This window comes from Corynebacterium nuruki S6-4 (assembly GCF_007970465.1).
GTDB lineage: Bacteria > Actinomycetota > Actinomycetes > Mycobacteriales > Mycobacteriaceae > Corynebacterium > Corynebacterium nuruki.
On record NZ_CP042429.1, the window covers coordinates 501266 to 525725 of the forward strand.

A 24460-nucleotide genomic window follows, 5' to 3' on the forward strand; every position below is an offset into this window, starting at 1 on the left:
GTATCGACTAGAGACACAAGAGAAGAGAGCAACCGTGAACATTTCCCGCTCCACCGGACGCCGCCTCACCGTGGCGGCCTTTGCTGCGACCCTCAGCCTCGGCGTCGCCGGCCTCACGGCCTGTGGTGACGACTCGGACGGGGACCAGGCCACCACCACTGCGGCCGGTACCTCGGCCGGTACCTCGGCCGGTACCTCGGCCGGTACCTCGGCCGCAACTTCGGACGCTGCCGCCGATGCCGTCACCCTCAAGGACGGCTACGTCGGCGCGAAGGCGGCGGACAAGGCGATGACGGCGGTCTTCGGTGACCTGACCAACACCACCGACAAGGACATCCATCTGACGAAGGTCACCGGTGACCTGCCGGGGATGTACCAGTACCACGAGGTCGTCAACGGGGTGATGAAGGAGATGGACGACGGTCTCGTCGTCCCCGCCGGTGGCAGTGTCCACATGGCACCCGGTGGGCACCACATCATGGTCATGGACAACCATGACGACATCGCCGCCGGTGACGTGCTGACCCTCACCCTCACCGCGGAGGACGGCACGACCTACACCCTCAAGGACATCCCGGTGCGGGTCCAGCAGTCGGGCCACGAGGACTACGGCACCGACGGCATGGCCGACAGCAGTGACAGCGGTGACGGCAGCGGCCACGGCGGCGACGGTCACGGCGGTATGAGCGGTACGGATATGGATCATGCCGGGCACTGACGCAGGCCCTGACACGGGTACCACCCGGTTCACCCGCCGGCGTTTCCTCGGCGGACTCGGTGTGCTCGGGGCGACGGCGGCGGTCTCCACGACGGCCGCCTGCGCCACCGACGACGACCGTGACCCGGGCGAGACCGCCGGGCGTGCGGCTGCGGCCGCGGCGTCCGCCACCGTCGCGTTCGACGGGCCCCATCAGGCGGGGATCGCCACGCCGTCCCAGTCGCACAACACCACCGTCGCGTTCTCGCTGCGTGACGGGGTGGGACGCCGTGAGATCCAGCGTCTGCTGCGGATCTGGACCGGTGACGCCCGTCGCCTCTGCTCCGGGGAGAAGGTCCTCGCCGACCTCGAACCCGAACTGTCGGTCAACCCGGCGAACTTGACGATCACCTGTGGCTTCGGTCGGGGACTGTACCGGCGTGCCGGTCTCGCCGACGCGGCGCCGGAGTGGCTCACCCCGCTGCCGGGGTTCGCCGGTGACCGGCTCGACGACCGGTGGGGTGAGCGGGACCTGGTCCTGCAGCTCTGCGGCGACGACCGCACCACTGTCTCGCATGCGTTGCGGGTCCTGGTGCGCGGCGGCGCCGACTATGCCCGCCCGTCATGGACGCAGACCGGGTTCCTCGATATCCCGGTGGCCGCCGACGGCAGTCACGGCACCCCACGGAACCTCTTCGGGTTCAAGGACGGCACTGTCAACCCCCGGACCGACGGGGAGTTCGACGCCCAGGTATGGAACCCGGACGGCGGCAGCTGCATGATCGTCCGGCGGATCGCCTTCGACATGCCGCTGTGGGAGGAGGCCGACCGGGTGACCCGGGAGGTCTCGATGGGCCGGGACATCCCGGAGGGCGCGCCGCTCAGCGGCGGTGACGAGTTCACCGCCCCGGATCCCGGGAAGGTCGGCGCCGACGGGCTGCCGCTCATCGACACGCATTCGCATGTCGCTCTGGCGACGGCGACCGGGCGTGACGAGGCGCAGCGGCTGCTGCGGCGGGCGTACAACTACGATCTGCCGGTCACCGGTGCCCGTGCGGACACCCTGGCGGACGCCGACCTGGTGGCACTGTCGGACACCGGGCTGATCTTCACCTGTTTCCAGCGGGACCCCCGGACGTCGTTCATCCCGGTGCAGCGCCGGCTGGCGGACGGGGACCGGCTCAACGAATGGATCACCCACGTCGGCTCGGCGGTGTTCCACGTCCCGGGCGGGACGGATCCGGACGGCTACTGGGGGCAGGGCATCCTCGGCTGAGACGCGGCTAGTACAGTGAACGGGGAATTCTGACTGTCACCAGGTATGTGACCGTCACCACCTGTTGTGTAAGGAGCACACCACCCGTGAGTGAATCAGCCGTGAGCACCACCCCCGCCGCCCCCGTGACCTTCACGGTCCCGGCGGGCGAGTCCGCCGGTGCCGCCATGCGTCCGCTGGAACTGCCCAACAAGGGTCCCGAGGCTGTCGTCTGCGTGAAGGACGCCGACGGTAACCTGCGTGACCTCGCCTTCACTCCGGAGACCGACACCGAGGTCACCGCCGTCCCGGCCAACACCGACGACGGGCGTGGCGTGATCCGCCACTCCTGCGCCCACGTCCTGGCCCAGGCCGTGCAGAAGGAGTTCCCCGGCACGAAGCTGGGGATCGGTCCGGCGATCGAGGACGGCTTCTACTACGACTTCGAGCCCGCCGAGCCCTTCACCCCCGAGGACCTGAAGAAGCTCGAGAAGGTGATGAAGAAGATCATCAAGTCGGGCCAGAAGTTCGAGCGCAAGGCCTATGACTCGGTGGAGGACGCCCGCCTGGAGTACCTCCAGGAGCCGTTCAAGCTGGAGCTCGTCGACGACAAATCCCGCGGCGACATCCCCGACGGCGATGCCTCGGTGGAGGTCGGCGAGGGTGAGCTCACCGCCTACTCCAACGTGAACCCGCGGACCGGCGAGGTCGAGTGGTACGACCTGTGCCGCGGCCCGCACGTCCCGACGACCCGGTACATCCCGGCGTTCGCCCTCACCCGTACCTCCGCCGCCTACTGGCGCGGCGACCAGTCCAAGGCCGGCCTGCAGCGCATCTACGGCACCGCGTGGGAGTCGAAGGAGGCGCTCGACGCCTACCAGACCCGCATCGCGGAGGCGGAGAAGCGCGACCACCGTCGCCTCGGCCAGGAGCTGGACCTGTTCAGCTTCCCCGACGAGATCGGCTCCGGCTTCCCGGTCTTCCACCCGGACGGGGCGATCGTGCGGTTCGAGATGGAGGAGCACTCGCGTCGCCGGCACCTCGCCAGCGGCTACTCCTTCGTCAACACCCCGCACATCACCAAGGGTGACCTGTTCAAGAAGTCGGGGCACCTCGACTGGTACGCCGACGGCATGTTCCCGCCCATGAAGCTCGACGAGGAGCGGGACGCCGACGGCAACATCACCAAGCAGGCCGTCGACTACTACGCCAAGCCGATGAACTGCCCGATGCACAACCTCATCTTCGCCTCCCGCGGCCGGTCCTACCGCGAACTGCCGCTGCGGCTGTTCGAGTTCGGCACCGTCTACCGCTACGAGAAGTCCGGTGTGATCCACGGCCTGACCCGCGCCCGCGGCTTCACCCAGGACGACGCGCACATCTACTGCACCGAGGACCAGCTCGAGACCGAGCTGACCTCCGTGCTCGAGTTCATCATCTCGCTGCTCAAGGACTACGGTCTCGACGACTTCTACCTGGAGCTGTCGACCAAGGACCCGAACAAGTACATCGGTGACGACGACGTGTGGGAGCGCTCCACCGAGACGCTGCGTTCCGTCGCCGAGAAGTCCGGCCTCGAGCTGGTCCCGGACCCGGCCGGTGCGGCGTTCTACGGCCCGAAGATCTCGGTCCAGGCCCGGGACGCCATCGGCCGTACCTGGCAGATGTCCACCCTGCAGCTGGACTTCAACCTGCCGGAGCGTTTCGACCTGGAGTACACCGCCCCCGACGGTTCGAAGCAGCGTCCGGTGATGATCCACCGTGCCCTGTTCGGGTCGATCGAGCGGTTCTTCGCCGTCCTGCTGGAGCACTACGCCGGTGCGTTCCCCGCCTGGCTGGCCCCGCACCAGGTCACCGGCATCCCCGTCGCCGACGAGTTCACCCCGTACCTCGAGGAGCTCATCGCCGAGCTGCGCGGCCACGGCGTCCGCGCCGCGGTGGACACCTCCGACGACCGGATGCAGAAGAAGATCCGCAACCACACCACCGGCAAGGTCCCCTTCATGCTGCTGGCCGGTGGCCGGGACGTCGAGGCGAACGCGGTGAGCTTCCGCTTCCTCGACGGCTCCCAGGTCAACGGGGTGCCGCGGGAGGACGCCGTGCGCGTGATCGCGGACTGGGTCGCCTCCCGCCGTAACCAGCAGCCGAGCGGAGAGAGCATTGCAGAGTTCCTCTGACCCGCGGGACAGTGACCGGCGCGACAGCGACCGGCCGGCTCCCGTGACGGACACCGGTGCCGGCGTCCCCGACCGCCTCGAGCGGCTGTGGGCGCCCTACCGGTCGTCCTACGTCAGCAGCAACGGGCGGTCGGCCGATCCTTTCGTCGACCTGCCCGCGGGCACGGACGAGGACGGTCTCATCGTGGCGCGCGGGGCCGAGGTGTTCTGCATTCTGAACCTCTACCCGTACAATCCTGGTCACATGATGGTCATCCCGTACCGTCCGGTCGCCTCCTATGAGGACCTGACGGAATCGGAGACCGCCGAATTCGCCGCCTTCACCAAGACGGCGTTGCGTGTGCTGCACCGCGTGTCCCACCCGGACGCGGTGAACGTCGGCATGAACCTCGGGAAAGCCTCGGGGGGTTCGGTCCCCGGTCACCTGCACCAGCACATCGTGCCGCGGTGGCAGGGCGACGCGAACTTCATGACGGTCCTGGACGGGACGAAGGTGCTCGTCCAGGCACTGTCGGAGACCAGGGCACTGCTGGCGCAGGCGTGGCGGCAGTGTGATGAGGGTGGCAAGACGGAGGAGACGGAGTAATGCTCAGTGTGCACGGACGGCGTCCGGCGGCGGTCGTCATCGAACCGATCGCCCGACGGCTGGTGTCGTGGGGGGTGACCCCCAACGTGGTCACCATCGCCTCGACGACCGTCGCTGTGGTGCTGTCGGTCGCACTGATCCCGACGGGCTGGCATTTCCTCGCCGCCGTGCTGCTCGGCGTGGCGGTCGCCAGCGACATGATCGACGGCACGATGGCGCGGATGCGCGGCGGCGGAACCCGGTTCGGCGCCACGCTGGACGCCTCCTGCGACCGCATCACCGACGGGGTGCTCTTCGGGTCGATCGCCTGGTGGATGGCCTTCCAGAACGACCACGAGCCGTACCGGGGCCTGTTCCTGTGCGCGCTGATCATCATGGTCGCCAGCCAGGTCACCTCCTATGTGAAGGCCCGCGCCGAGGCCTCCGGCATCAAGGTCGACGGGGGTCTCATCGAGCGCCCCGAGCGGCTCATCATCGGGCTCGTCGCCCTCGGCCTGTCCGGGCTCGGCGTGCCCTACGTGCTGGGCGGCGGCCTGATCATCCTCGCGGTCGGCTCGGTGTACACCGTCATCGAACGGCTCGTCATCGTCGCGAAATCCGATCTGGCGCAGGAGACCATCGCACCGCCGACGGGGGCGAAGGACTTCACGGACGAGGCGGAGGACTGACCCCGCGATGACGGAACAGACCCCCGCCACCCCGACCCTCACCGACCGGCTGACCTCCGAGGCCAGCGCCCTGGCCTACCGGGCGGGCTGGGCCGTCACCCGGCTGCTCCCGCAGCAGGTGGCGGACCGGCTCTTCGACATGATCGCCGACGTCGCCTCGCATCAGGGGGTCGGCCCCGAGCAGTTGCGCGCCAACCTCGGCCGGGTCGTCGGGGACGCCAACGTCACCCGTCGGCTGGTCCGCGACTCGATGCGGTCCTACCTGCGCTACTGGAAAGAAGCCTTCCGGCTGCCGTCGATGAGCGGCCCGGACAAGGTCGCCGACCTGACCGCGACGCTGCGTGCCGGCTTCGCACCCGCGGACATCGAGCGGCTCGCCGCCGCCCACGCGCGCGGCAGAGGGGTGGTGCTCACCCTGCCGCACTCCGGCAACTGGGACATGGCGGGGGTGTGGCTGGTCAACACCTTCGGCCAGTTCACCACCGTCGCCGAGCGGCTGAAACCGGAGAGCCTGTTCGAGGCCTTCGTCGACTACCGGGAGTCCCTCGGCTTCGAGGTGCTCCCGCTGTCGGGCGGGGAGCAGCCGCCGTTCGCGCGGCTGCGCGAGGTGCTCCGTGGCGGCGGGATCGTCTGCCTGCTGGGGGAGCGGGACCTCTCTGGTAAAGGTGTGGAGGTTGACTTCTTCGGTGAGCGCACGAGTATGCCCGCCGGGTCCTGCCGGCTGGCCCAGGAGACCGGGGCGGCGGTGATCCCCGTCCACTCCTACTTCACCGACGGCGGCTGGGGTCTCGTCATCGGCGAGGAGATCGATTCCACACTGCCGCTGACGGAGATGGTCCAGCAGCAGGCGGACCAGTTCGCCGCGAACATCGCCGCCCATCCGGCCGACTGGCACATGCTCCAGCCGCTGTGGTTCGGGGACCTCTCGGACCGCCGGCGGCGCATCCTCGGCCTCGACGACACGGACGGTGCGACCGGAGGTGACCGGGCGTGAAGATCGGCATGGTCTGCCCCTACTCCTTCGACGAGCCCGGCGGCGTCCAGAACCACGCGATCCAGCTCTGCGAGGAACTGCAGCGCCGGGGCCACGAGGTCAGCCTCATAGGCCCCGGCGGGCCGGACGCCGACGTACCCGATTTCGTCGACTGCGGCGGCGGCTCGATCCCGATCCGCTACAACGGGTCGGTCGCCCGGCTGTCCTTCCTCCCGCCGACCTGGCACCACCTCAAGCGGTGGATCTCGGCCCATGACTTCGACGTGCTGCACCTGCACGAACCCAACTCGCCGAGTTACTCGATGATCAGCCTGGCCGTCGCCGACGGCCCGATGGTCGCGACCTACCATGCCGCCACGACGAACTCCCTGATCCTGCGGACTTTCCTGCCGGTGCTGCGCCCGTTCCTGGAGAAGATCCACGCCGGTATCGCCGTCTCGGAGGAGGCGCGCCGCTGGCAGGTCGAGATGCTCGCCGGCGACCCGGTGCTCATCCCCAACGGTGTGGAGACCCGCCTCTACCGGGACGCCACGCCGCTGGCGGGTCTCGACCCCGACCGGCCGCGGGTGATGTTCCTCGGCCGGTTCGAGGAGCCCCGCAAGGGGTTCCAGATCCTGCTGCGTGCCCTGCCCCGGATCCTGAAGGAGGTCCCGGACCTCGAGGTGATCGTCGTGGGCGGCGGTGACATCGGGGACCTGCACCAGATGCTCCGCCGGGCGAAGGTCAGCTGGGTCGACGGGGTGGAGACCGCCGACCGGGCGACGGTGCGGATCCTCGGCCGGGTCAGTGAGGAGGACAAGGCCGCGGCCCTGGCCGCCTCGGACGTCTACATCGCCCCGAACACCGGCGGTGAGAGTTTCGGCATCGTGCTCGTCGAGGCGATGGCGGCGGGCGCGGCGATCGTCGCCAGTGACATCCCCGCGTTCGCCGCCGTCACCGACCACGGCCAGGCCGGCCGGTTGTTCGGAAACGGGTCGGCCCGCGAACTCGCCCAGGCCGTCACCGGGGTCCTGCTCGACGACGAGGGCCGGGCGGACCTGATCCGGCGCGGCACCGAACGCAGCCGCGACTTCGACTGGGACCGGGTCGCCACCCAGGTCGAGCGGGTCTACGAGACCGTGGTGACCCCCGGTCGCAAGGTGGTGCGCGCATGATCCCCGGCTGGCTGCTCATTGTCGTGGCCGTGGTCGCGGTGGTCGCCGTGGTGGGGATGTGGTTGTCGGGGCTGGCGAACCGCCTCAACCGGCTGCACATCCGCACCGACTCGGCGCGGATCAACCTGGAGGGCGCACTGCGCGCCCGGGCCGGCGTGGTCGCCGCACTGCGCCCGGACCTGTCGCCGGAGGCCGGTCGGACGACCGCGGTCGCGCTGCGGGCCTCCGACATGGACGCCCGCTCGGAGGTGGAGAACCTGCTGCTGCGCGAGCTCAGTGACTCCGACCGCCGCAACCCCGCCTTCATCGAGGCCTCGACGAAGGTCGATCTCGCCGGCCGGTTCTACAACGACGCGGTCGGGGACACCCGCGACGTGCGCGGACGCCTGGTCGTCCGACTGTTCCGGCTGGCGGGCAACGCCCCGTTGCCGGAGTACTACGAGGCCCTCTCGGCCGGCGACGTCGGCCTCTGACGGTAACTGTGGCCCCGGAACGGACCGGGCGGTCTACCGGGCGGTACGATGACTTCAACTGCGAACGGACGCAGGGCAATCACGAGACAAGCGAGGATCGATGACTGACAACACTGCCGCCGCCGACGCCGGACGGGGCACCGCCCGCGTGAAGCGGGGCCTGGCCGACATGCTCAAGGGCGGCGTGATCATGGACGTGGTCACCCCGGAGCAGGCGAAGATCGCCGAGGACGCGGGCGCGACCGCCGTCATGGCACTGGAGCGGGTACCCGCCGACATCCGCGCCGAGGGCGGGGTCTCCCGGGCATCCGACCCCGACATGATCGAGGGGATCATCGAGGCGGTCACCATCCCGGTGATGGCCAAGGCCCGGATCGGCCACTTCGTCGAGGCGCAGGTGCTGCAGAGCCTGGGCGTCGACTTCATCGACGAGTCGGAGGTCCTGACCCCGGCCGACTACAGCAACCACATCGACAAGTTCGATTTCACCGTGCCGTTCGTGTGCGGCGCGACGAACCTCGGCGAGGCGCTGCGCCGCATCAACGAGGGTGCCGCAATGATCCGGTCGAAGGGTGAGGCCGGCACCGGTGACGTCTCCAACGCCGTCACCCACATGCGCACCATCCGCGCCGAGATCAACCGGCTGCGGTCGATGGCCCCCGACGAGCTCTACGTCGCGGCCAAGGAGCTGCAGGCCCCCTACGAGCTGGTCCGCGAGGTCGCCGAGAACGGCAAGCTCCCGGTGGTGCTGTTCACCGCCGGCGGCATCGCCACCCCGGCCGATGCCGCGATGATGATGCAGCTCGGCGCCGAGGGCGTGTTCGTCGGCTCCGGCATCTTCAAGTCCGGCGACCCGGTCAAGCGGGCGAAGGCGATCGTCCAGGCCACCCTGAACTACGAGGACCCGGCCACCATCGCCGAGGTCTCCCGTGGTCTCGGCGAGGCCATGGTCGGCATCAACGTCGACGACATCCCGCAGCCGCACCGGCTGGCGGAACGGGGCTGGTGACCCGGTCGTGACCGACACCCCGAACACCCGCCCCGGGCTGCGTGACGTTCCCACGGAACGTCGTCCGAGGATCACCGACGTCCTGGATCTCGAGCGTATCGACTCGGGCATCTACCGTGGCCAGGTCATCCCCTCGGCCCTGAAGCGGACGTTCGGTGGTCAGGTCGCGGCACAGTCGCTGGTCGCGGCGACCCGCACGGTCGGCCCCGAGTACCGGGTGCACTCACTGCACGGCTACTTCGTCGGCCCCGGCGACTCCGACCGGCCCGCCGTCTACCTCGTCGACGAGGTCCGCAACGGCCGTTCGTTCCGGGTCCGCTCGGTGCGGGCGGTGCAGGACGGCCGCACGCTGTTCATCATGCAGGCCAGTTTCCATGTCCGGGACGACCACGGCCCGGAGCACTCCAACACGATGCGCGACGTCCCCGGTCCCGAGTCGATCGTCCCGGACCTGTCGGACAGTCGGCCGTCGACGAAGGCCTTCGCGAAGGACTGGGAGGACTGGGACATCCGTATCGTCCCGCCGGACCAGTACGAGCACGATCCGCACGCCGCCTCCCAGCAGGTGGTGTGGTTCCGGTCGAAGCTGCCGCTGCCCGATGACGAGACCTTCCACATCTGCACCCTGGCGTACATGTCGGACATGACGTTGCTCGGTTCGGCGACGGTGCCGCACCGGGACCAGAAGGTGCAGGAGGCGTCCCTGGACCACGCCATGTGGTTCATGCGCCCGTTCCGGGCCGACGAGTGGCTGCTCTACGACCAGACCTCGCCCTCGGCCCATGGTGGCCGGGCACTGACCACCGGACGGATCTTCAACCAGCACGGTGACCTCGTTGCCTCGGTGACCCAGGAGGGCCTGACCCGCATTCTGGCGGAGGGCCGGCAGCCCATTCCCCTGAAGGAGCAGAAGTGACGGATCCTCTGATCGGCGTCCTGGCGCTGCAGGGCGGCGTGGTGGAGCACCGGGCGTCGCTGGAGCGGGCCGGCGCCCGGACCCGGCTGGTGCGCCGCACCGCGCAGCTCGAGGGACTCGACGGGCTGGTGCTGCCCGGTGGCGAGTCGACGACGATGTCGAAGCTGCTGGACATCGGCGGGATGCTCGACCCGCTGCGCGGCATGCTCGCTGACGGACTGCCGGCCTTCGGAACCTGCGCAGGGCTGATCCTGCTGGCCCGTGAGGTGCTCGACACGCGCGCGGACGCGCACAGTCTCGGGGCACTTGACATCACGGTGCGCCGCAACGCCTTCGGACGCCAGGTCGACTCGTTCGAGACGGATCTGGCGGTCACGGGCGTGACCGACGGTGAGGACGCCGCTCCCGTCCATGCGGTGTTCATCCGTGCACCCTGGGTCGAGGGTGTGGGGGAGGACGTGTCCGTCGTCGCCCGCGTCTCCGACGGGGGTGCCGCGCACGGTGCCGTCGTGGGGGTCCGGCAGGGTCCGGTGCTGGGGATCTCCTTCCACCCGGAGCTCACCGGCGACGACCGGCTGCACCGGCATTTCCTCGACATCGTGGCAGGGCAGGCCTGATATCCACGGGTCGGTGGTCGTGCACTAGGATGGGTCCGTCAGAGTATCCCCACCCGAAAGAGCAGGTAGACCATGAGCGGCCACTCGAAATGGGCGACAACCAAGCACAAGAAGGCTGCGAATGACGCCAAGCGTGGCAAAGAGTTCGCGAAGCTGATCAAGAACATCGAGGTCGCGGCCCGGACCGGCGGCGGGGATCCGTCGGGTAACCCGACCCTCGACGACATGATCAAGAAGGCCAAGAAGGCCTCGGTCCCCAACACCAACATCGAGAGCGCGCGGAAGCGCGGTTCCGGTGAGGAGACCGGCGGCTCGGACTGGGAGACCATCGTCTACGAGGGCTACGGCCCCAACGGCGTCGCCGTGCTCATCGAGTGCCTCACCGACAACCGCAACCGTGCCGCGACGGACGTGCGGACCGCCATGAACAAGAACGGCGGCAACATGGCGGACGCCGGTTCGGTGTCCTACCTGTTCAACCACAAGGCCGTCGCCGTGCTGGACAAGGGCGACAACACCGAGGACGACGTGCTGATGGCCGTGCTCGACGCCGGTGCCGAGGAGGTCAACGACCTGGGCGACAAGTTCGAGGTCGTCGCGGACTTCTCGGACCTGGCGAAGGTGCGCAACGCGCTCAATGAGGCGGGGATCGAGTACGATTCGCTGGATCCGGACTACCGGGCCGATGTCGAGGTTCCGCTGGACGCGGACGGGGCGAAGAAGATCCTGCGCCTCATCGACGCGCTCGAGGACGTCGACGACGTCCAGGACGTCTTCACCAACATGGACGTCTCCGACGAGGTCCTCGCCGAACTCGACGACTAGTCGGGACCCCGGGGCGTCACCCGCCGAACGGCGGGCCGACGACCATGAGGACCGCGAAGACGACCACGACGACGGCGGCGAGGGCTCCGGTGGTCGCCAGGGGGCGGCCGACGACGGTCGCGAGAACGGGGCCGTCCTGCCGCCAGCCGCCGTCGAGCAGCCCGGACCGGGTGGTGGACCGGGCGAAGGGGACCGTGCAGAACGGGATCACCGAGCTCAGCAGCCCGGTGATACCGCGGCCGGGGGACCAGCGGTTGTTCGTCCACACCAGCGCGGTGACGACGACGAAGGTGAGGAAGGCCAGGCCGTGGACGGGCCCGGCGACGGGGACCAGGGCACCGGTCAGCCCGGTGTATTTCAGGATCATGCCGAGGATCAGCAGGCCCCAGGTGGCGGCCTCGATGTCGGCGACGGTGCGGTACAGTTTCTGCGGTCTCATCGGGGCCTGATGCTACCGGAGCGGCGCGCGTCCGGCGCCATTCCGGTGAGTGACGTTCACCACCGGGGGAGAGTTCCTTTATCGCACATCCGTGCTAGATTGGCGGCGTGCAGATGAATCTCAACGGACTCCGCGTGATGGGGATCGACCCCGGGTTGACCCGGTGCGGCCTGTCGGTCGTCCAGGCCGGCCACGGTCGCAGCGTCCGGCCGGTGGCCGTGGGGGTGGTGCGCACCCCGCACACCGATGAGCTGCCGGTCCGCCTGCTCCGGCTGTCGAACGCCGTCGAGGAGTGGATGGACGACTACCGGCCGGACGTCGTGGCGATCGAGCGCGTATTCGAACGGGGGAACGTGTCCACCGTGATGAACACCGCGCACGCCGTCGGCGTCCTGATGCTCAGCGCCGCGCGCCGGTCCCTGCCGGTCACCCAGTACACTCCGAGTGAGGCCAAGAAGGCACTGACCGGCAACGGCCGGGCGGACAAGAAGCAGATGACGAACATGATCACCCGGATCCTGGGGCTCGCGGAGCCGCCGAGACCGGCGGATGCGGCGGATGCACTGGCGTTGGCGGTGTGCCACTGCTGGCGCGCCCCGTTCACGGCGGAGGCGCTGGCGCTGAGCCAGGGGAGCCGGGACAGGCAGACACAACAGGCACGACAGGCACAGGACACGACGAGGAGTGGACGACAGTGATCGCATCCCTGCACGGGACCGTGGTGGACAAGGGACTCGACAGTGTGGTCGTCGAGTGCGGTGGCGTGGGCTATCTCTGCCAGGCCACCCCCCGCACCCTGGCGGAGCTGCCCGGGGGCGCCGAGGTCACGGTGCTCACCACCATGGTCGTCCGGGAGGACGCGATGACGCTCTACGCGTTCAGCGACGCCGCCTCCCGTGAGATCTTCGCCCTGGTGCAGACCGTCTCCGGGGTGGGCGCGCGCAATGCGCTGGCCCTGTTGTCGGTGCTGACCCCCGGTGAGATCGCCGGCGCCGTCGCCGACGGTGACGTCAAGGCGCTGCAGCGGGCTCCGGGGGTCGGTAAGCGGCTCGCCGAGCGGATGGCGGTGGATCTCAAGGGGAAGCTGGACGCCTACATGGTGGCTGCACCGGCCCCGACCGCACCCGACGGAGGTGCCGGAACAGCCGGGGACGCCGCTGACGCCGCGGTCGTCGCACAGGTCACCGAGGCCCTCACCGGACTCGGCTTCGGGGACAAGGAGGCCGCTGCCGCGGTCGCCGAGGTCCTGACCGACTCAGCCGACTCAGCCACCGCCGGCGCCGCGGACGTGTCCTCGGTGCTGCGGGCGGCGCTGTCGGTGCTGGGTGGGGCGCGGTAACCGTGGGAGACATCGAACGGACCGAATTCGACCTCGGGGGCACCACCGGCGGGGCCGGCGCACCTGCCCGCAGCGACAGCGTGTCTGCCCTGCCGTTGTCCGGCGAGGCGGAGCAGGAACTGTCGCTGCGTCCCCGCTCGCTCGGGGAGTTCATCGGTCAGCCGAAGGTCCGCAGCCAGCTGGAACTCGTCCTCGGCGGTGCCCGTACCCGCGGGGTGGTCCCGGACCATGTGCTGCTGGCCGGGCCGCCCGGACTCGGCAAGACGACCATGGCGATGATCATCGCCCAGGAACTCGGCACCTCGCTGCGGATGACCTCCGGACCCGCCCTGGAGCGGGCCGGGGACCTCGCGGCGATGCTCTCCAACCTCATGGAGGGTGATGTCCTGTTCGTCGACGAGATCCACCGGATGGCGCGGCCGGCGGAGGAGATGCTCTACATGGCGATGGAGGACTTCCGCATCGACGTCATCGTCGGCAAGGGCCCGGGGGCGACGTCGATCCCCATCGAGATCCCGCCGTTCACTCTCGTCGGGGCCACGACCCGGGCCGGGATGCTCACCGGTCCGTTGCGCGACCGCTTCGGGTTCACCGCGCAGATGGAGTTCTACAGCACCGAGGATCTCACCCGGGTCGTCACCCGCACCGCAGGGATCCTCGGGGTGGAGCTGCGGCAGGACGCCGCCACCGAGATCGCCTCCCGGTCCCGGGGCACCCCCCGTATCGCCAACCGGCTGCTCCGGCGCGTCCGCGACTATGCCGATGTCCAGGGCGACGGCACCATCACCCTCGAGGTGGCCCGGGCGGCACTGCTCGTCTTCGACGTCGACGAACTCGGTCTCGACCGGCTCGACCGGGCCGTGCTCGATGCGCTGGTCCGTGGCCACGGCGGTGGCCCGGTGGGCGTCAACACCCTGGCGGTGGCCGTGGGGGAAGAGGCCGGCACCGTGGAGGAGGTCTGCGAGCCGTATCTCGTCCGGGCCGGGATGATCTCCCGCACCCCGCGCGGCCGGACCGCCACACCGGCGGCGTGGCGCCACCTGGGGCTGCAGCCACCGGGGTGAACAGAGGTCAACGACTGACGCTGTGGCAGACTGGCGGACATGGAAATCCTCATCTTCATCGTCATCGTCGTGATCTTCCTGGGCCTGCCGGTCATGCAGATGCGCAAGCAGAACAAGCAGGTCAACGAGATCAAGAACTTCCAGTCCCGGCTGGAGCCCGGGATGGTGGTGCAGATGACCTCGGGGATCCACGGCAGGATCACCAGCGTCGGGCCGACGACCGTCGACGTGGAGGTCGCCACCGGCACCGTGACGACCTGGGACCGCAATGCCGTCCTCAAGCTCGTCACCTCCGTCGAGCCGGGGACGACCGAGGCCGACCGGCTCACGGCCGGGAACGCCGGCACTGACGACAGTGCCGAGGGTACCGACGGTGCCGACAGCGTCGACGACAGCGACACTCCCGTGGTGCCCGACGATCTCAGCAGCCTCGGTGACTTCGGCGGCATGGACGCCGGCACGGCCGGCACCGCCGACGATGCCCCGGATGACGTCACTGACCGCACCACGGATGCTGCCCGTGACCACGACAGCGACCGCAGCGGCGACCGGAACACCGACCACGGCGACGACGGGGACGGACGGGGCACCACCGGCCACTGACCGGCCACTGACCGGCCACTGACCGGCACGCCGGGCGGGGCAACGGTGGTCGTCGCCAGGATGGAGGTCTAGACTCTGGCGGGGTTGCGTGTCCCCGTGACACGCCACAGCATGTGTCCTTTCCCCGACCAGCCAGGAGATTCCAGCGTGAGTTCTTCGGGTGCATCAGCTGCCCGGGCCAGAAAATGGCCCGTGCGGGCGCTCCTTCTCTTCGTCGTCGTGACCGTCGTGGTCTACGCTCTCGTCTTCCTCACGGGAGACCGGAAGGCCGAACCGAAACTCGGTATCGATCTGCAGGGCGGTACCCGGGTCACCCTGGTACCGCAGGGCGGCAGCCCCAGCAGTTCCCAGCTCGACCAGGCCCGCAAGATCCTGGAGAACCGCGTCAACGGTATGGGCGTCAGCGGCGCCGAGGTGGTCACCGACGGTAACTCGCTGGTCATCACGGTCCCGGGGGAGGATTCCTCCCAGGCCCGGGCCCTCGGCCAGACCTCGCAGCTCAGCTTCCGTCCGGTGGACACCCAGGGCGGTGTACCCGACGACAAACTGCCCGACGTGCTCACCGACATGGCGAACCGCTGGGTGAAGGCCGGAATCCTCACCGCCGACGAGGCGAACCAGAAGATCAAGGACGGCCTCGACCAGATGAAGCAGGGGGGCGCCCCGGTTCCGGACACGACCCCCACGGTCTCGGAGAAGGACGCCCCGGCGCCGAAGAACTCCATCGAGGAGACCGACCGGCGCAACACCATGATCGACGTGATGAAGAAGGACCGGCAGTCCACCGACGGCAACGCGCAGAACGCCGCGGTCCTGCTCATGGGCTGCAACCCCGAGCAGACCGGCGACGATCCGCTGGCCGGTGCCGACGATCCCGCCAAGCCGCTGGTCTCCTGCAGTGAGCAGGGCCCGGTCCTGCTGTCCCCGGTCCCGGTCCTCACCGGACAGAATCCGGATGATCCGGCCGCCAAGCGGCTCACCGGCGACATGATCGACAGCAACTCGCAGATCTTCGGCGGGCTGAACACCCAGACCGGACAGATCGAGATCAACTTCAAGTTCAAGACCGGGTCGAACACCCCCGGCGGCGAAACCTGGAGCGACCTCACCACCAAGTATCAGGGCCAGCAGGTCGCCATCACGCTGGACAGCCAGGTCATCTCCGCCCCGCAGATCCAGTCGCCGACGCCGGCCGGCCAGTCCACGCAGATCACCGGTGACTTCACGGAAAAGGAGGCGCAGGACCTCGCCAACAACCTCAAGTACGGTGCCCTGCCGCTGAGCTTCACCGGCGAGAACGGGGAGAAGGGCGGCACCGCCGAGACCATCTCCCCGACGATGGGTGAGGCCTCGTTGAAGGCCGGCCTCATCGCCGGCGTCATCGGCCTGATCATCGTCGCCGTCTACGCGCTGATCTACTACCGCGGACTCGGGCTGGTCGCGCTGGCCTCCCTGATCACCTCCGGCATCCTGATCTACGGCGCCCTGGTGCTCCTGGGTCGCTGGATCAACTACAGCCTGGACCTCGCGGGTATCGCCGGCCTGATCATCGGTATCGGCACCACCGCGGACTCGTTCGTCGTCTACTTCGAACGCGTCAAGGACTTCATCCACCGGGGGTCGACCTTCCGGTCGGCCGCCCCGAAGGCCTGGGACCGCGCGAAGAAGACGATCATCACCGGCAACGTGGTCTCCCTCGTCGCCTCGATCGTGCTGTACTTCGTCGCCGTCGGCGAGGTGAAGGGCTTCGCCTTCACCCTCGGCCTCACCACCGTCTTCGACATCGTCATCGCCTTCATCGTCACCGCCCCGCTGGTGGTGCTGCTGTCGCGCAAGGAGGCGTTCGCGAAGCCCTCCGTCAACGGTCTGCACTCCGCCTACCGTGCCGCAGCGCGCCAGAAGGAGCGCGACGAGGCCGAGCAGGCCGAGCTGGCCGCCGAGGTAGCTAAGCAGGCTGAGCAGGCCGGGCCGGAGGCCGGGGCAGTCGCCACGGACACGCCGGACGAGGACGCGACCACGCCGGGAAAGGACAACTGACATGAGCCAGTCCACGACGAAAACCAGTTTCCTGGAACGGATGTACAACGGCGAGGGCGCCTTCGCGATCGTCGCGAAGCGCCGCCGCTGGTACTGGATCTACGCGATCCTCACCGTCGTCTTCATCCTCGTCATCGCGCTGCGCGGGTTCACCCTCGGCATCGATTTCGAGGGTGGCACGAAGATGTCGATGCCGCCGGCCTCCGGCGCCACCGAGACCTCCGTCGCAGAGACCTTCGAGGACGCCACGGGCATGGCCCCGCAGACCACGCAGACCGTCGGCTCCGGCGACTCGAAGATCATCGAGGTCACCGCGGAGCAGATGTCCGACGACCAGATCCGTGAGGCCCGCCAGGCACTGTTCGACAAGTACCACCCGGTCGACAACACCGGCCAGCCCAGTCCGGACGCCATCAACGACTCGACGGTCTCCGAATCGTGGGGCTCGTCGATGACCCAGCGCATGCTCATCGGCATGGCGGTGTTCCTCGTCCTCGTCTTCGCCTACATCACCATCCGGCTGGAGCGGGACATGGCGGTCTCGGCGATCGTCACACTCATCCTCGACGGCCTGTTCGTCGCCGGAGTGTACTCCATCGTCGGCTTCGAGGTCTCCCCGGCGACGGTCATCGGCCTGCTGACGATCCTGGCGTACTCGCTGTACGACACGGTCATCGTCTTCGACAAGGTCCACGAGAACACCGAGGACGTCCTGTCGTCGACCCGGTCGACCTACGGCGAACAGGTGAACCTGGCGGTCAACCAGACGATCATGCGGTCGCTGAACACCTCGCTGTTCTCCGTCATCCCCATCGCCGCACTGCTCGTCATCGCCGTGTGGCTGATGGGCGTCGGCACGCTCAAGGACCTGGCGCTGGTGCAGCTGGCCGGTGTCATCGCCGGTACCTTCAGCTCGATCTACTTCTCGGCGCCGCTGCTGGTGACGATGAAGGGCTGGCAGAAGAAGTACCGCGAGCACGACCAGCGCGTCGCCCGCGCCCGGGAACTCGGTATCGACCGGGTCACCGCCGCGGCCGGGACCGCGCCGGAGCCGGCGACCGTACCGGCCGCGGGGGAGCCGGCCCCGACACCCGAAGAGACCGGCACCACCGGTGCGTCCGACGACGCCCCGCAGAAGCGGACCGTCAGCCGGCCGAGCGCCCCGGAGGGGGACGCCGGGCGCTCCTGGCGTCCGGGGATGTGAGCGGCACCGTGAACCGCAGTGTCCACGGTGCCCGCGCTGCCCGCCGCACCGGCCGTACCGTGCTCGCCACGGCCGTCACCACGGTGACCGCCGCGGGCCTCGTCGCCTGCTCCGGATCCGACGACGACGCGCAGGGACCCCGGTTCGGCTACGCGCTGAACACCCCGCTGGTGACGGTGAACGCCGCCAGCGCCCGGGGTGTGGCGACCGACGCGGCGAAACTGTCCGCACGCCTGTTCCCCGGCGCCTTCATCCTCGGCCCCGACAACCGGCTGCTGCCCAACCACGACCTGGTCACTGCCACCCCCGCCGAGGATGCCCCGGACGAGGTGGACTACGCCATCAACGACGACGCCACCTACTCCGACGGCTCCCCGGTCGTCTGCGACGACTTCCTGCTGTCGTGGGTCGCGGTCGCCACACCCGGGGTGTTCGCCTCCTCCGGCGGGCTCGCCGAACGGGTCCGCAACCTCGACTGCGCCCCGGGGCAGAAGACCTTCCACGTCTCCTTCGACGAGGGCATGGGCGAACGCTACCGGGAACTCTTCCCCGCCGGGGAGGTGCTCCCCGCACACACCGTCGCCGACCGCGCCCACCTGTCCGCCCGGGACCTCGTCGACACCCTCGACGCCCGCGACCCCGAGGCCCTCGCCCCGGTCGCCACAGCCTGGCAGGACGCCTTCGACCTCACCGACGGTGACGTCGCCGACATCCCGACCGCCGGCCCGTTCCGGATCAGTGCCCGCGGCGACGCCGGGGAACTGACCCTCACCCCCAACCCTGAATGGGACGGGGACCGCCCCGGCCTCGACGAGATCGTCGTCTGGCCCGGGACTACCGGTACCGACGGTGCTCCGGACCATCACCAGCTCGTCGAGGAGGACCGGCTGCAGGTTGCCGATGCCGCCCCGGGCGCGGATTCGACCGGCCTGCCGGAGACCCGGGCGACCGGACACCGGGTGGACACGCTGAGTTTCGCGCAGTCGGGACTGTTTTCCACCCCCGAAGTCCGGAAGGCCTTCGCCGGTCTCGTCGACCGGAAGGCGGTCGCCGTCGCGGTGGAGAAGGCGACCGGTACAGCGGTGGAACCCGCGGCCCTGCGGATCGCCGCCCCGGCGAGCACGCTGGCCGGCAAACTGGGCGACGTGATCGCCCGCAACAGTGCCGTCGACCCGGCGGCGGCGGGGGACGCCCTGGGCGGGGCGACCGTGCGGATCGGCTACCTGGGCGGCGTCCCGCGCTACAAGGCACAGATCGACGCGCTCGTCGCCGCGGCGAAGGCCGTCGGCGTGACCGTCGAGCCGGTGTCGCTGACACCGGAGCACTACGGCACACTCGGCCGGGACTACGATGTCCTGCTGGACACCCGGTCGTCGTTCGGCCGGAACCCGACCTCCACCGCCTCGCCGGTCTCAGCCCTCGCTGCGGTCCGGCAGGCGGAGGACGACCTGGCGGCCCAGGCACTGACCGTCCCGCTCACCGCGGAGCCGCGGATCATCGCCGTGGCAGACGGGGTGGACAACGTGACCGACAACGCCGGTGAGACCGGACTGAGCTGGAACATGGACCGCTGGACCGCGGACCAGTTCCCGGCCGACGAGACCCGTACAGAGGAGAAGCAATGACCGCCCTTGACGGCGCCGATGCCCGCGAGGCACTGGCCAGCCTGACCCGGTTCGTCCCGGACTACCCGGACAAGGGTGTGGTCTTCCAGGACCTCACCCCGGTCCTCGCCGACGCCCACGGGTTCCGCCTCATCGTCAACGACATGGCGGACGCCTGCGGCCCGTGCAACGCCGACCTGGTCGGCGGGCTCGACGCCCGCGGCTTCCTGCTGGGCTCGGCGGTCGCCATGTCGCTGGGGGTGGGCATCCTCGCGATCCGCAAGGCGGGCAAGCTGCCCCCGCCGGTCCTCAACGAGACCTACGCGCTCGAATACGGGGAGGCGGCGCTGGAGATACCGGCCGACGGACTTGATCTGACCGGACGCCGCGTCCTGCTCATCGACGACGTGCTCGCCACCGGCGGCACCATGGCGGCGTCCCGCCGGTTGATCGAGCGGGCCGGTGGCACGGTGTGCGGCATGGCCGTCGCCCTGGAAGTCCCGGAACTCAACGGCCGGGCACGGTTCAGCGACCTCCCGTTGTACGTCGTTTCGAAGGGCCAGTAGGCTTACCGGAACAACAAGGGTGACACCCCGGAGAGGCAACGGTGACTGATGAGCAACGAGAAGAACTCGCTGTGGATGGCGGCACGGATCGCCAGGAGCCTCACCGGAAGGAGCCGGATCAATCCGGTGCTCGGGCCGCTCATCGCGGTGCACCGGCGCTACCACCCCAAAGCGGACATCGAACTGCTCGACCGGGCGTACACGACCGCCGAGAAGCTGCACGAGGGGGTGCTGCGCAAATCGGGTGAACCCTACATCACCCACCCGCTCGCGGTGGCGAACATCGCCGCCGAGATCGGCATGGACACCACCACCCTCGTCGCCGCCCTGCTCCACGACACGGTGGAGGACACGGACTACTCGCTGGAGGACCTCACCCGCGACTTCGGCCCCGAGGTGGCACTGCTCGTCGACGGGGTGACGAAGCTGGACAAGGTGGCGCTCGGCTCGGCGGCGGAGGCCGAGACGATCCGCAAGATGATCGTCGCGATGGCCCACGACCCCCGCGTACTGGTCATCAAGGTCGCCGACCGGCTGCACAACATGCGCACCATGCGCTTCCTGCCGCCGGAGAAGCAGGCGAAGAAGGCCCGCCAGACCCTGGAGGTCATCGCCCCGCTGGCACACCGGCTCGGCATGGCGACGATCAAGTGGGAACTCGAGGACCTGTCTTTCGCGATCCTGTACCCGAAGAAGTACGACGAGATCGTCCGACTGGTCGCCGACCGGGCGCCGAAGCGCGACCAGTACCTGACGAAGGTCATCGACGAGATCCAGCAGACGATGACGTCCGCCCACATCACCGCGGAGGTGGTCGGCCGGCCGAAGCACTACTGGTCGATCTACCAGAAGATGATCGTCCGCGGCCGCGACTTCGACGACATCTACGACCTGGTCGGTATCCGCATCCTCGTCGACGACGTCAAGGACTGCTATGCGGCGATCGGTGCGGTGCACTCGCTGTACCAGCCGATGCCGGGCCGGTTCAAGGACTACATCTCGCAGCCGCGGTTCGGGGTGTACCGGTCGTTGCACACCACCGTCATCGGGCCGGACGCCAAGGCCCTCGAAGTCCAGATCCGGACCCACGAGATGCACTACGAGGCGGAGTACGGCATCGCCGCCCACTGGCGCTACAAGGAGACGAAGGGCTCCCACAAGGGCGACAATGCCGAGGTCGACCAGATGGCGTGGATGCGCCAGCTGCTGGACTGGCAGAAGGAGGCGGCGGACCCCAACGAGTTCCTCGATTCGCTGCGCTACGACCTGTCGACCAACCAGATCTTCGCGTTCACCCCGAAGGGCGACGCGATCACCCTGCCGGCCGGCTCCACCCCGGTGGACTTCGCCTATGCGGTCCACACCGAGGTCGGTCACCGCTGTATCGGGGCGAAGGTCAACGGCCGCCTGGTGGCGCTGGAGACCACGCTGAACACCGGCGACAAGGTCGAGGTCTTCACGTCGAAGGACGCCGGGGCGGGTCCGTCGAAGGACTGGGAGAGTTTCGTCGTCTCCCCGCGGGCCAAGAACAAGATCCGGGCCTGGTTCAACAAGGAGCGGCGTGAGGAGTCGCTGGAGAAGGGTAAGGAGGCCCTGGCCCATGAGGCGCAGCGCACCGGGATCCCGCTGCAGCGACTGGTGACTGCCGAGGCGCTGAAGACGGTGGCCGCCTCGTTGCAGCGGTCGAGCGTCGATGACCTCTATGACGCGATCGGCAAGGGCGGGGAGACCGCCGGGCATGTCGTCAAACTGCTCAAGGAGATCTACCAGGGCGACGCGGTCGATGACGCAGACGACATCCCGGAGCTCACGCCCGCCCGTTCCGGACGCGCCGTCACCCACGCCGGTGCGACCCGGGCCGGCCGCGGTGACGGCTCGGGTGTGCTGGTACAGGGCAACGCGGACTTCTCGGCGAAGCTGGCGAAGTGCTGCACCCCGGTGCCCGGCGACGACATCTTCGGCTTCATCACGAAGAACGGTGGCGTGTCCGTCCACCGCACCGACTGCACCAATGCGGAGAAGCTGCACGCCGAGCCGGAGCGGATCATCGAGGTCAGCTGGGCCTCCGACACCCGCGATGCGACGTTCATGGTGACGCTGCAGATCGAGGGGCTGGACCGGACCGGGCTGCTGTCGGAGGTGACCAGGGTGGTCAGTGAGCAGAAGGTCCCGATCACCTCGACGAGCACCCATGTCTCCGAGGACCGGGTGGCGGTGTGCCGGTTCACCTTCGAGGTCTCCGACATCAAGCAGCTGGGCTACCTGATGAACCAGCTGCGCAACGTGGAGGGCGTGTTCGACGTCTACCGCGTGACGACCGGCGGTTAGTGAGGGTCCACGGCGACCCGGGCCAACGTTGCGGTCGCTCGCCGGGTTCGTCAGGAATCCTCGGCTGCCGTACCCCGCTATTCGCCCTGACCACGTCAGCCTTATCAGTCCCGTCGGGCCCGTCAGTCCTGTCAGCTCCGTTGGTCACACCTGTCACGACCGTCACGACCGTCACGACCGTCACCGACGGGGGAGTATGTCCGGATGAAAATCCACTATGTGATGCGGCATAGCATAGTGACGAATTTCGGCGATATACATCCGCCACCCAGTGGCCCACGTGTCTGCGGTAGCTGCAGTGGCTCCAGAGGTTGTAGAGGGTTCAGTGGTCCTAGTGGTCCTAGTGGTCCTAGTGGTCCTAGTGGTCCTAGTGGTCACAGCGGTCACGGGGCCGCAGTGTCCAGAGCGGCCGATGTGGCTGAAGCGACCCGGAACGACGAGAAAATCCTCACCCCCAGGGGAACGCATCCGGACCTGTGATGTCTCAGGACATCGGTAACAAAACCGACTCAAGACATCGGTGACAGTTCATGTCTCAGGACTTCGGTGACACTTCACCGCTGTCCCGGGACTTTCCTGTTTTCCGGGGGCGTCCCTGTGGGACACCGTTGCTGACGTAGTCCGTCCCGGCCGGTGGATGCTCATGGACGACGATGACTACCCCGTCCATGTCCGCGAACACGATGAAATCCGGATCCCACGCCACTCTCACCTCTTTTCCCCGGTACCGGCTTCCCATCAGGAACTTGACCCCACGGAATGAGACGTAGCCCCGGGCGGTGGCGTGCCTGGTCGTGTATCCGGAATCCTCGATCCTGCGGGCCGGGGTCCTGACCACCGCAGTTGCGTCGCCAGACTCGTCGACCTTCGCGTCACCGACCTGCAGTGACTGCTGCAGATGGTCCTGGTATGTCGGGGGTTCGTACCACTGCCCGGCCTGTTGCCCGGGCACGGGTCGGTGCGGTGCCGGCGGATCCGGCGGGGCAGCCACCGGGGTCGCCTCCCACGCCTGGGCCGGGGTCATCCGGCAGGTCCGACCGTCACTGTCTCGCCTGGTCAGGCCCTGGTGACGACGCTGCGTGTTGTACCAGACGTCGAACTCGTCGACCAGGGCCTGCATCCCGGCGATACTGTCAGGGTCGGGGCGGGTGTCCAACCAGGTGAACAGGGTCTGGTGGAACCGTTCGTTCTTTCCCTGTGTGGTGGGCTTGCCGGGTTTACCGGTGATCATGGTGACCCCCAGCGGAGCCAGGTAGGCCATCAGCCGGGTGGTCCAGCCGCGTCGGGAACTGTTGAACGACACGCCGTTGTCGGACAGGAACTTCTGCGGGATCCCGTGGGCGTCGATAGCTTTCTTCACGACCGTCAGGGCTCCGGCGGCGGTTTCGCCGGTGTCGACGTGGCTGGCCAGTGCCAGGCGGGAATGGTCGTCGATGAGCTGGAAGATCGTGCACGTCGTGCCGTTCGCGAGGGGTCGTTCGGTGCCGTCGATCTGCCACAGGCAATTGGGGGCGGGGTAGACGAACCGTTTGTACGCGGAGCGGGGGTTTCTTCCTCGGTTGCTCGGGGGCTGCACCGGTGTCACGGAAGATCCTGCCGATCGATGCGACCGACGGTGGGCTCATGCCCATGTCGGCCATCTTGTCGAACACGCTGATCGGGCCGTGGTCTGCGCCGGATTCTTCCAGGGCATCACGGACGTTGACGACGTGTTGTTTCACCTCGTCGGTGATCCTCGTGGGGGAAGTGTGTGGTCTGCGGGACTTCGGTTCCAGGACCGCTGCGGGTCCTTCGGTCGCGGCGATGCGCCGCAGCTTGTAGAAGGTCTTGCGTGACAGGTTGTACTCGTCGCAGAACGCGGTGACCGCGCCGCGGGGGGCATTGTCGGGCCACCGGCTGATCACC

At 68.7% G+C, this 24460-nt stretch carries 23 protein-coding genes; 21 read left to right on the forward strand and 2 right to left on the reverse strand.

Annotation, left to right across the window (positions count from 1 at the left end):
- The first annotated feature begins 34 nt into the window (after positions 1-34).
- The 12 genes from FSW06_RS02260 to FSW06_RS02315 all read left to right on the forward strand — a co-directional run bounded on the left by FSW06_RS02260 (position 35) and on the right by FSW06_RS02315 (position 11371).
- Positions 35-718 carry a copper chaperone PCu(A)C gene (locus FSW06_RS02260; RefSeq protein ID WP_010118754.1) on the forward strand — a complete coding sequence of 228 codons (684 nt, stop codon included), beginning with the start codon at positions 35-37 and terminating at the stop codon, positions 716-718.
- Positions 705-1973 (forward strand): Dyp-type peroxidase, encoded by a 1269-nt coding sequence (locus FSW06_RS02265; RefSeq protein WP_010118752.1) that lies wholly within the window; start codon positions 705-707, stop codon positions 1971-1973. The genes FSW06_RS02260 and FSW06_RS02265 overlap by 14 nt, the downstream gene beginning before the upstream one ends.
- A 167-nt stretch (positions 1974-2140) precedes the next feature.
- Positions 2141-4129 carry a threonine--tRNA ligase gene (gene thrS, locus FSW06_RS02270; protein WP_238525907.1) on the forward strand — a complete coding sequence of 663 codons (1989 nt, stop codon included), beginning with the start codon at positions 2141-2143 and terminating at the stop codon, positions 4127-4129.
- Entirely contained in the window at positions 4113-4715 is a 603-nt protein-coding gene (locus FSW06_RS02275) for an HIT family protein (RefSeq protein WP_010118747.1), read from the forward strand. The genes thrS and FSW06_RS02275 overlap by 17 nt, the downstream gene beginning before the upstream one ends.
- Positions 4715-5383, forward strand: coding sequence for a phosphatidylinositol phosphate synthase (pgsA, locus tag FSW06_RS02280; protein ID WP_010118746.1), 669 nt, complete (start codon positions 4715-4717; stop codon positions 5381-5383). Before FSW06_RS02275 ends, pgsA begins: the two co-directional genes overlap by 1 nt.
- 7 nt (positions 5384-5390) lie before the next feature.
- Positions 5391-6377 (forward strand): phosphatidylinositol mannoside acyltransferase, encoded by a 987-nt coding sequence (locus FSW06_RS02285; RefSeq protein ID WP_010118745.1) that lies wholly within the window; start codon positions 5391-5393, stop codon positions 6375-6377.
- On the forward strand, positions 6374-7531 hold the full coding sequence (locus FSW06_RS02290) for a glycosyltransferase family 4 protein (protein WP_010118744.1): 1158 nt from the start codon (positions 6374-6376) through the stop codon (positions 7529-7531). Before FSW06_RS02285 ends, FSW06_RS02290 begins: the two co-directional genes overlap by 4 nt.
- Positions 7528-8004 (forward strand): hypothetical protein, encoded by a 477-nt coding sequence (locus tag FSW06_RS02295; protein ID WP_010118743.1) that lies wholly within the window; start codon positions 7528-7530, stop codon positions 8002-8004. The genes FSW06_RS02290 and FSW06_RS02295 overlap by 4 nt, the downstream gene beginning before the upstream one ends.
- Before the next feature lie 100 nt (positions 8005-8104).
- Entirely contained in the window at positions 8105-9013 is a 909-nt protein-coding gene (gene pdxS / locus FSW06_RS02300; protein WP_010118742.1) for a pyridoxal 5'-phosphate synthase lyase subunit PdxS, read from the forward strand.
- Positions 9014-9020: 7 nt separating this feature from the next.
- Positions 9021-9929 (forward strand): acyl-CoA thioesterase, encoded by a 909-nt coding sequence (locus FSW06_RS02305; RefSeq protein WP_010118741.1) that lies wholly within the window; start codon positions 9021-9023, stop codon positions 9927-9929.
- The gene (gene pdxT, locus FSW06_RS02310; protein WP_010118739.1) at positions 9926-10546 is read left to right on the forward strand and encodes a pyridoxal 5'-phosphate synthase glutaminase subunit PdxT; all 621 of its coding nucleotides are present in this window, start codon (positions 9926-9928) and stop codon (positions 10544-10546) included. The genes FSW06_RS02305 and pdxT overlap by 4 nt, the downstream gene beginning before the upstream one ends.
- 72 nt (positions 10547-10618) lie before the next feature.
- Positions 10619-11371: a YebC/PmpR family DNA-binding transcriptional regulator gene (locus tag FSW06_RS02315; protein ID WP_010118737.1), complete on the forward strand. Its 753-nt coding sequence runs from the start codon at positions 10619-10621 to the stop codon at positions 11369-11371.
- Between the two features lie 16 nt (positions 11372-11387).
- Here FSW06_RS02315 and FSW06_RS02320 read toward each other — a convergent pair whose 3' ends face one another.
- Complete coding sequence (locus FSW06_RS02320; protein ID WP_010118735.1) at positions 11388-11810, reverse strand: DUF3817 domain-containing protein; 423 nt, start codon at positions 11808-11810, stop codon at positions 11388-11390.
- A gap of 113 nt (positions 11811-11923) precedes the next feature.
- On the opposite strand from FSW06_RS02320, the gene ruvC reads away from it, so the two are divergent.
- From ruvC to FSW06_RS02365, 9 genes are all read left to right on the forward strand, one after another.
- Positions 11924-12508, forward strand: a complete 585-nt coding sequence (ruvC, locus tag FSW06_RS02325) for a crossover junction endodeoxyribonuclease RuvC (protein ID WP_010118733.1) — start codon at positions 11924-11926, stop codon at positions 12506-12508.
- Positions 12505-13149 carry a Holliday junction branch migration protein RuvA gene (gene ruvA / locus FSW06_RS02330; protein WP_010118732.1) on the forward strand — a complete coding sequence of 215 codons (645 nt, stop codon included), beginning with the start codon at positions 12505-12507 and terminating at the stop codon, positions 13147-13149. Before ruvC ends, ruvA begins: the two co-directional genes overlap by 4 nt.
- 2 nt (positions 13150-13151) lie before the next feature.
- A complete protein-coding gene (gene ruvB, locus FSW06_RS02335) occupies positions 13152-14213 on the forward strand; it encodes a Holliday junction branch migration DNA helicase RuvB (protein WP_010118730.1) in 1062 nt (353 codons plus the stop codon).
- Positions 14214-14252: 39 nt separating this feature from the next.
- Entirely contained in the window at positions 14253-14816 is a 564-nt protein-coding gene (gene yajC / locus FSW06_RS02340) for a preprotein translocase subunit YajC (protein ID WP_010118728.1), read from the forward strand.
- A 192-nt stretch (positions 14817-15008) separates the two neighbouring features.
- Positions 15009-16853, forward strand: coding sequence for a protein translocase subunit SecD (secD, locus tag FSW06_RS02345; RefSeq protein WP_010118727.1), 1845 nt, complete (start codon positions 15009-15011; stop codon positions 16851-16853).
- 1 nt (position 16854) lies between these two features.
- Positions 16855-18057, forward strand: coding sequence for a protein translocase subunit SecF (gene secF / locus FSW06_RS02350; RefSeq protein WP_010118726.1), 1203 nt, complete (start codon positions 16855-16857; stop codon positions 18055-18057).
- Positions 18054-19682: an ABC transporter substrate-binding protein gene (locus FSW06_RS02355; protein WP_158005202.1), complete on the forward strand. Its 1629-nt coding sequence runs from the start codon at positions 18054-18056 to the stop codon at positions 19680-19682. The genes secF and FSW06_RS02355 overlap by 4 nt, the downstream gene beginning before the upstream one ends.
- Entirely contained in the window at positions 19679-20227 is a 549-nt protein-coding gene (locus tag FSW06_RS02360) for an adenine phosphoribosyltransferase (protein ID WP_010118723.1), read from the forward strand. Before FSW06_RS02355 ends, FSW06_RS02360 begins: the two co-directional genes overlap by 4 nt.
- A 48-nt stretch (positions 20228-20275) precedes the next feature.
- Positions 20276-22555 carry a RelA/SpoT family protein gene (locus FSW06_RS02365; RefSeq protein ID WP_010118721.1) on the forward strand — a complete coding sequence of 760 codons (2280 nt, stop codon included), beginning with the start codon at positions 20276-20278 and terminating at the stop codon, positions 22553-22555.
- 535 nt (positions 22556-23090) lie between these two features.
- On the opposite strand, the gene FSW06_RS02375 is transcribed toward FSW06_RS02365, so the two are convergent.
- Complete coding sequence (locus tag FSW06_RS02375) at positions 23091-24140, reverse strand: DDE-type integrase/transposase/recombinase (RefSeq protein WP_010118720.1); 1050 nt, start codon at positions 24138-24140, stop codon at positions 23091-23093.
- Between the last annotated feature and the right edge of the window lie 320 nt (positions 24141-24460).

What these genes read in the sequence shown, in the direction of transcription:
- FSW06_RS02365 (WP_010118721.1), top strand. Translation starts at nt 20,276, where the DNA reads ATGAGCAACGAGAAGAACTCGCTGTGGATGGCGGCACGGATCGCCAGG.
- ruvC (WP_010118733.1), top strand. Translation starts at nt 11,924, where the DNA reads ATGAATCTCAACGGACTCCGCGTGATGGGGATCGACCCCGGGTTGACC.
- FSW06_RS02295 (WP_010118743.1), top strand. Translation starts at nt 7,528, where the DNA reads ATGATCCCCGGCTGGCTGCTCATTGTCGTGGCCGTGGTCGCGGTGGTC.
- pdxS (WP_010118742.1), top strand. Translation starts at nt 8,105, where the DNA reads ATGACTGACAACACTGCCGCCGCCGACGCCGGACGGGGCACCGCCCGC.
- FSW06_RS02360 (WP_010118723.1), top strand. Translation starts at nt 19,679, where the DNA reads ATGACCGCCCTTGACGGCGCCGATGCCCGCGAGGCACTGGCCAGCCTG.
- FSW06_RS02265 (WP_010118752.1), top strand. Translation starts at nt 705, where the DNA reads ATGCCGGGCACTGACGCAGGCCCTGACACGGGTACCACCCGGTTCACC.
- pgsA (WP_010118746.1), top strand. Translation starts at nt 4,715, where the DNA reads ATGCTCAGTGTGCACGGACGGCGTCCGGCGGCGGTCGTCATCGAACCG.
- FSW06_RS02285 (WP_010118745.1), top strand. Translation starts at nt 5,391, where the DNA reads ATGACGGAACAGACCCCCGCCACCCCGACCCTCACCGACCGGCTGACC.
- thrS (WP_238525907.1), top strand. Translation starts at nt 2,141, where the DNA reads ATGCGTCCGCTGGAACTGCCCAACAAGGGTCCCGAGGCTGTCGTCTGC.
- yajC (WP_010118728.1), top strand. Translation starts at nt 14,253, where the DNA reads ATGGAAATCCTCATCTTCATCGTCATCGTCGTGATCTTCCTGGGCCTG.
- FSW06_RS02320 (WP_010118735.1), bottom strand. Translation starts at nt 11,810, where the DNA reads ATGAGACCGCAGAAACTGTACCGCACCGTCGCCGACATCGAGGCCGCC.
- FSW06_RS02315 (WP_010118737.1), top strand. Translation starts at nt 10,619, where the DNA reads ATGAGCGGCCACTCGAAATGGGCGACAACCAAGCACAAGAAGGCTGCG.
- secF (WP_010118726.1), top strand. Translation starts at nt 16,855, where the DNA reads ATGAGCCAGTCCACGACGAAAACCAGTTTCCTGGAACGGATGTACAAC.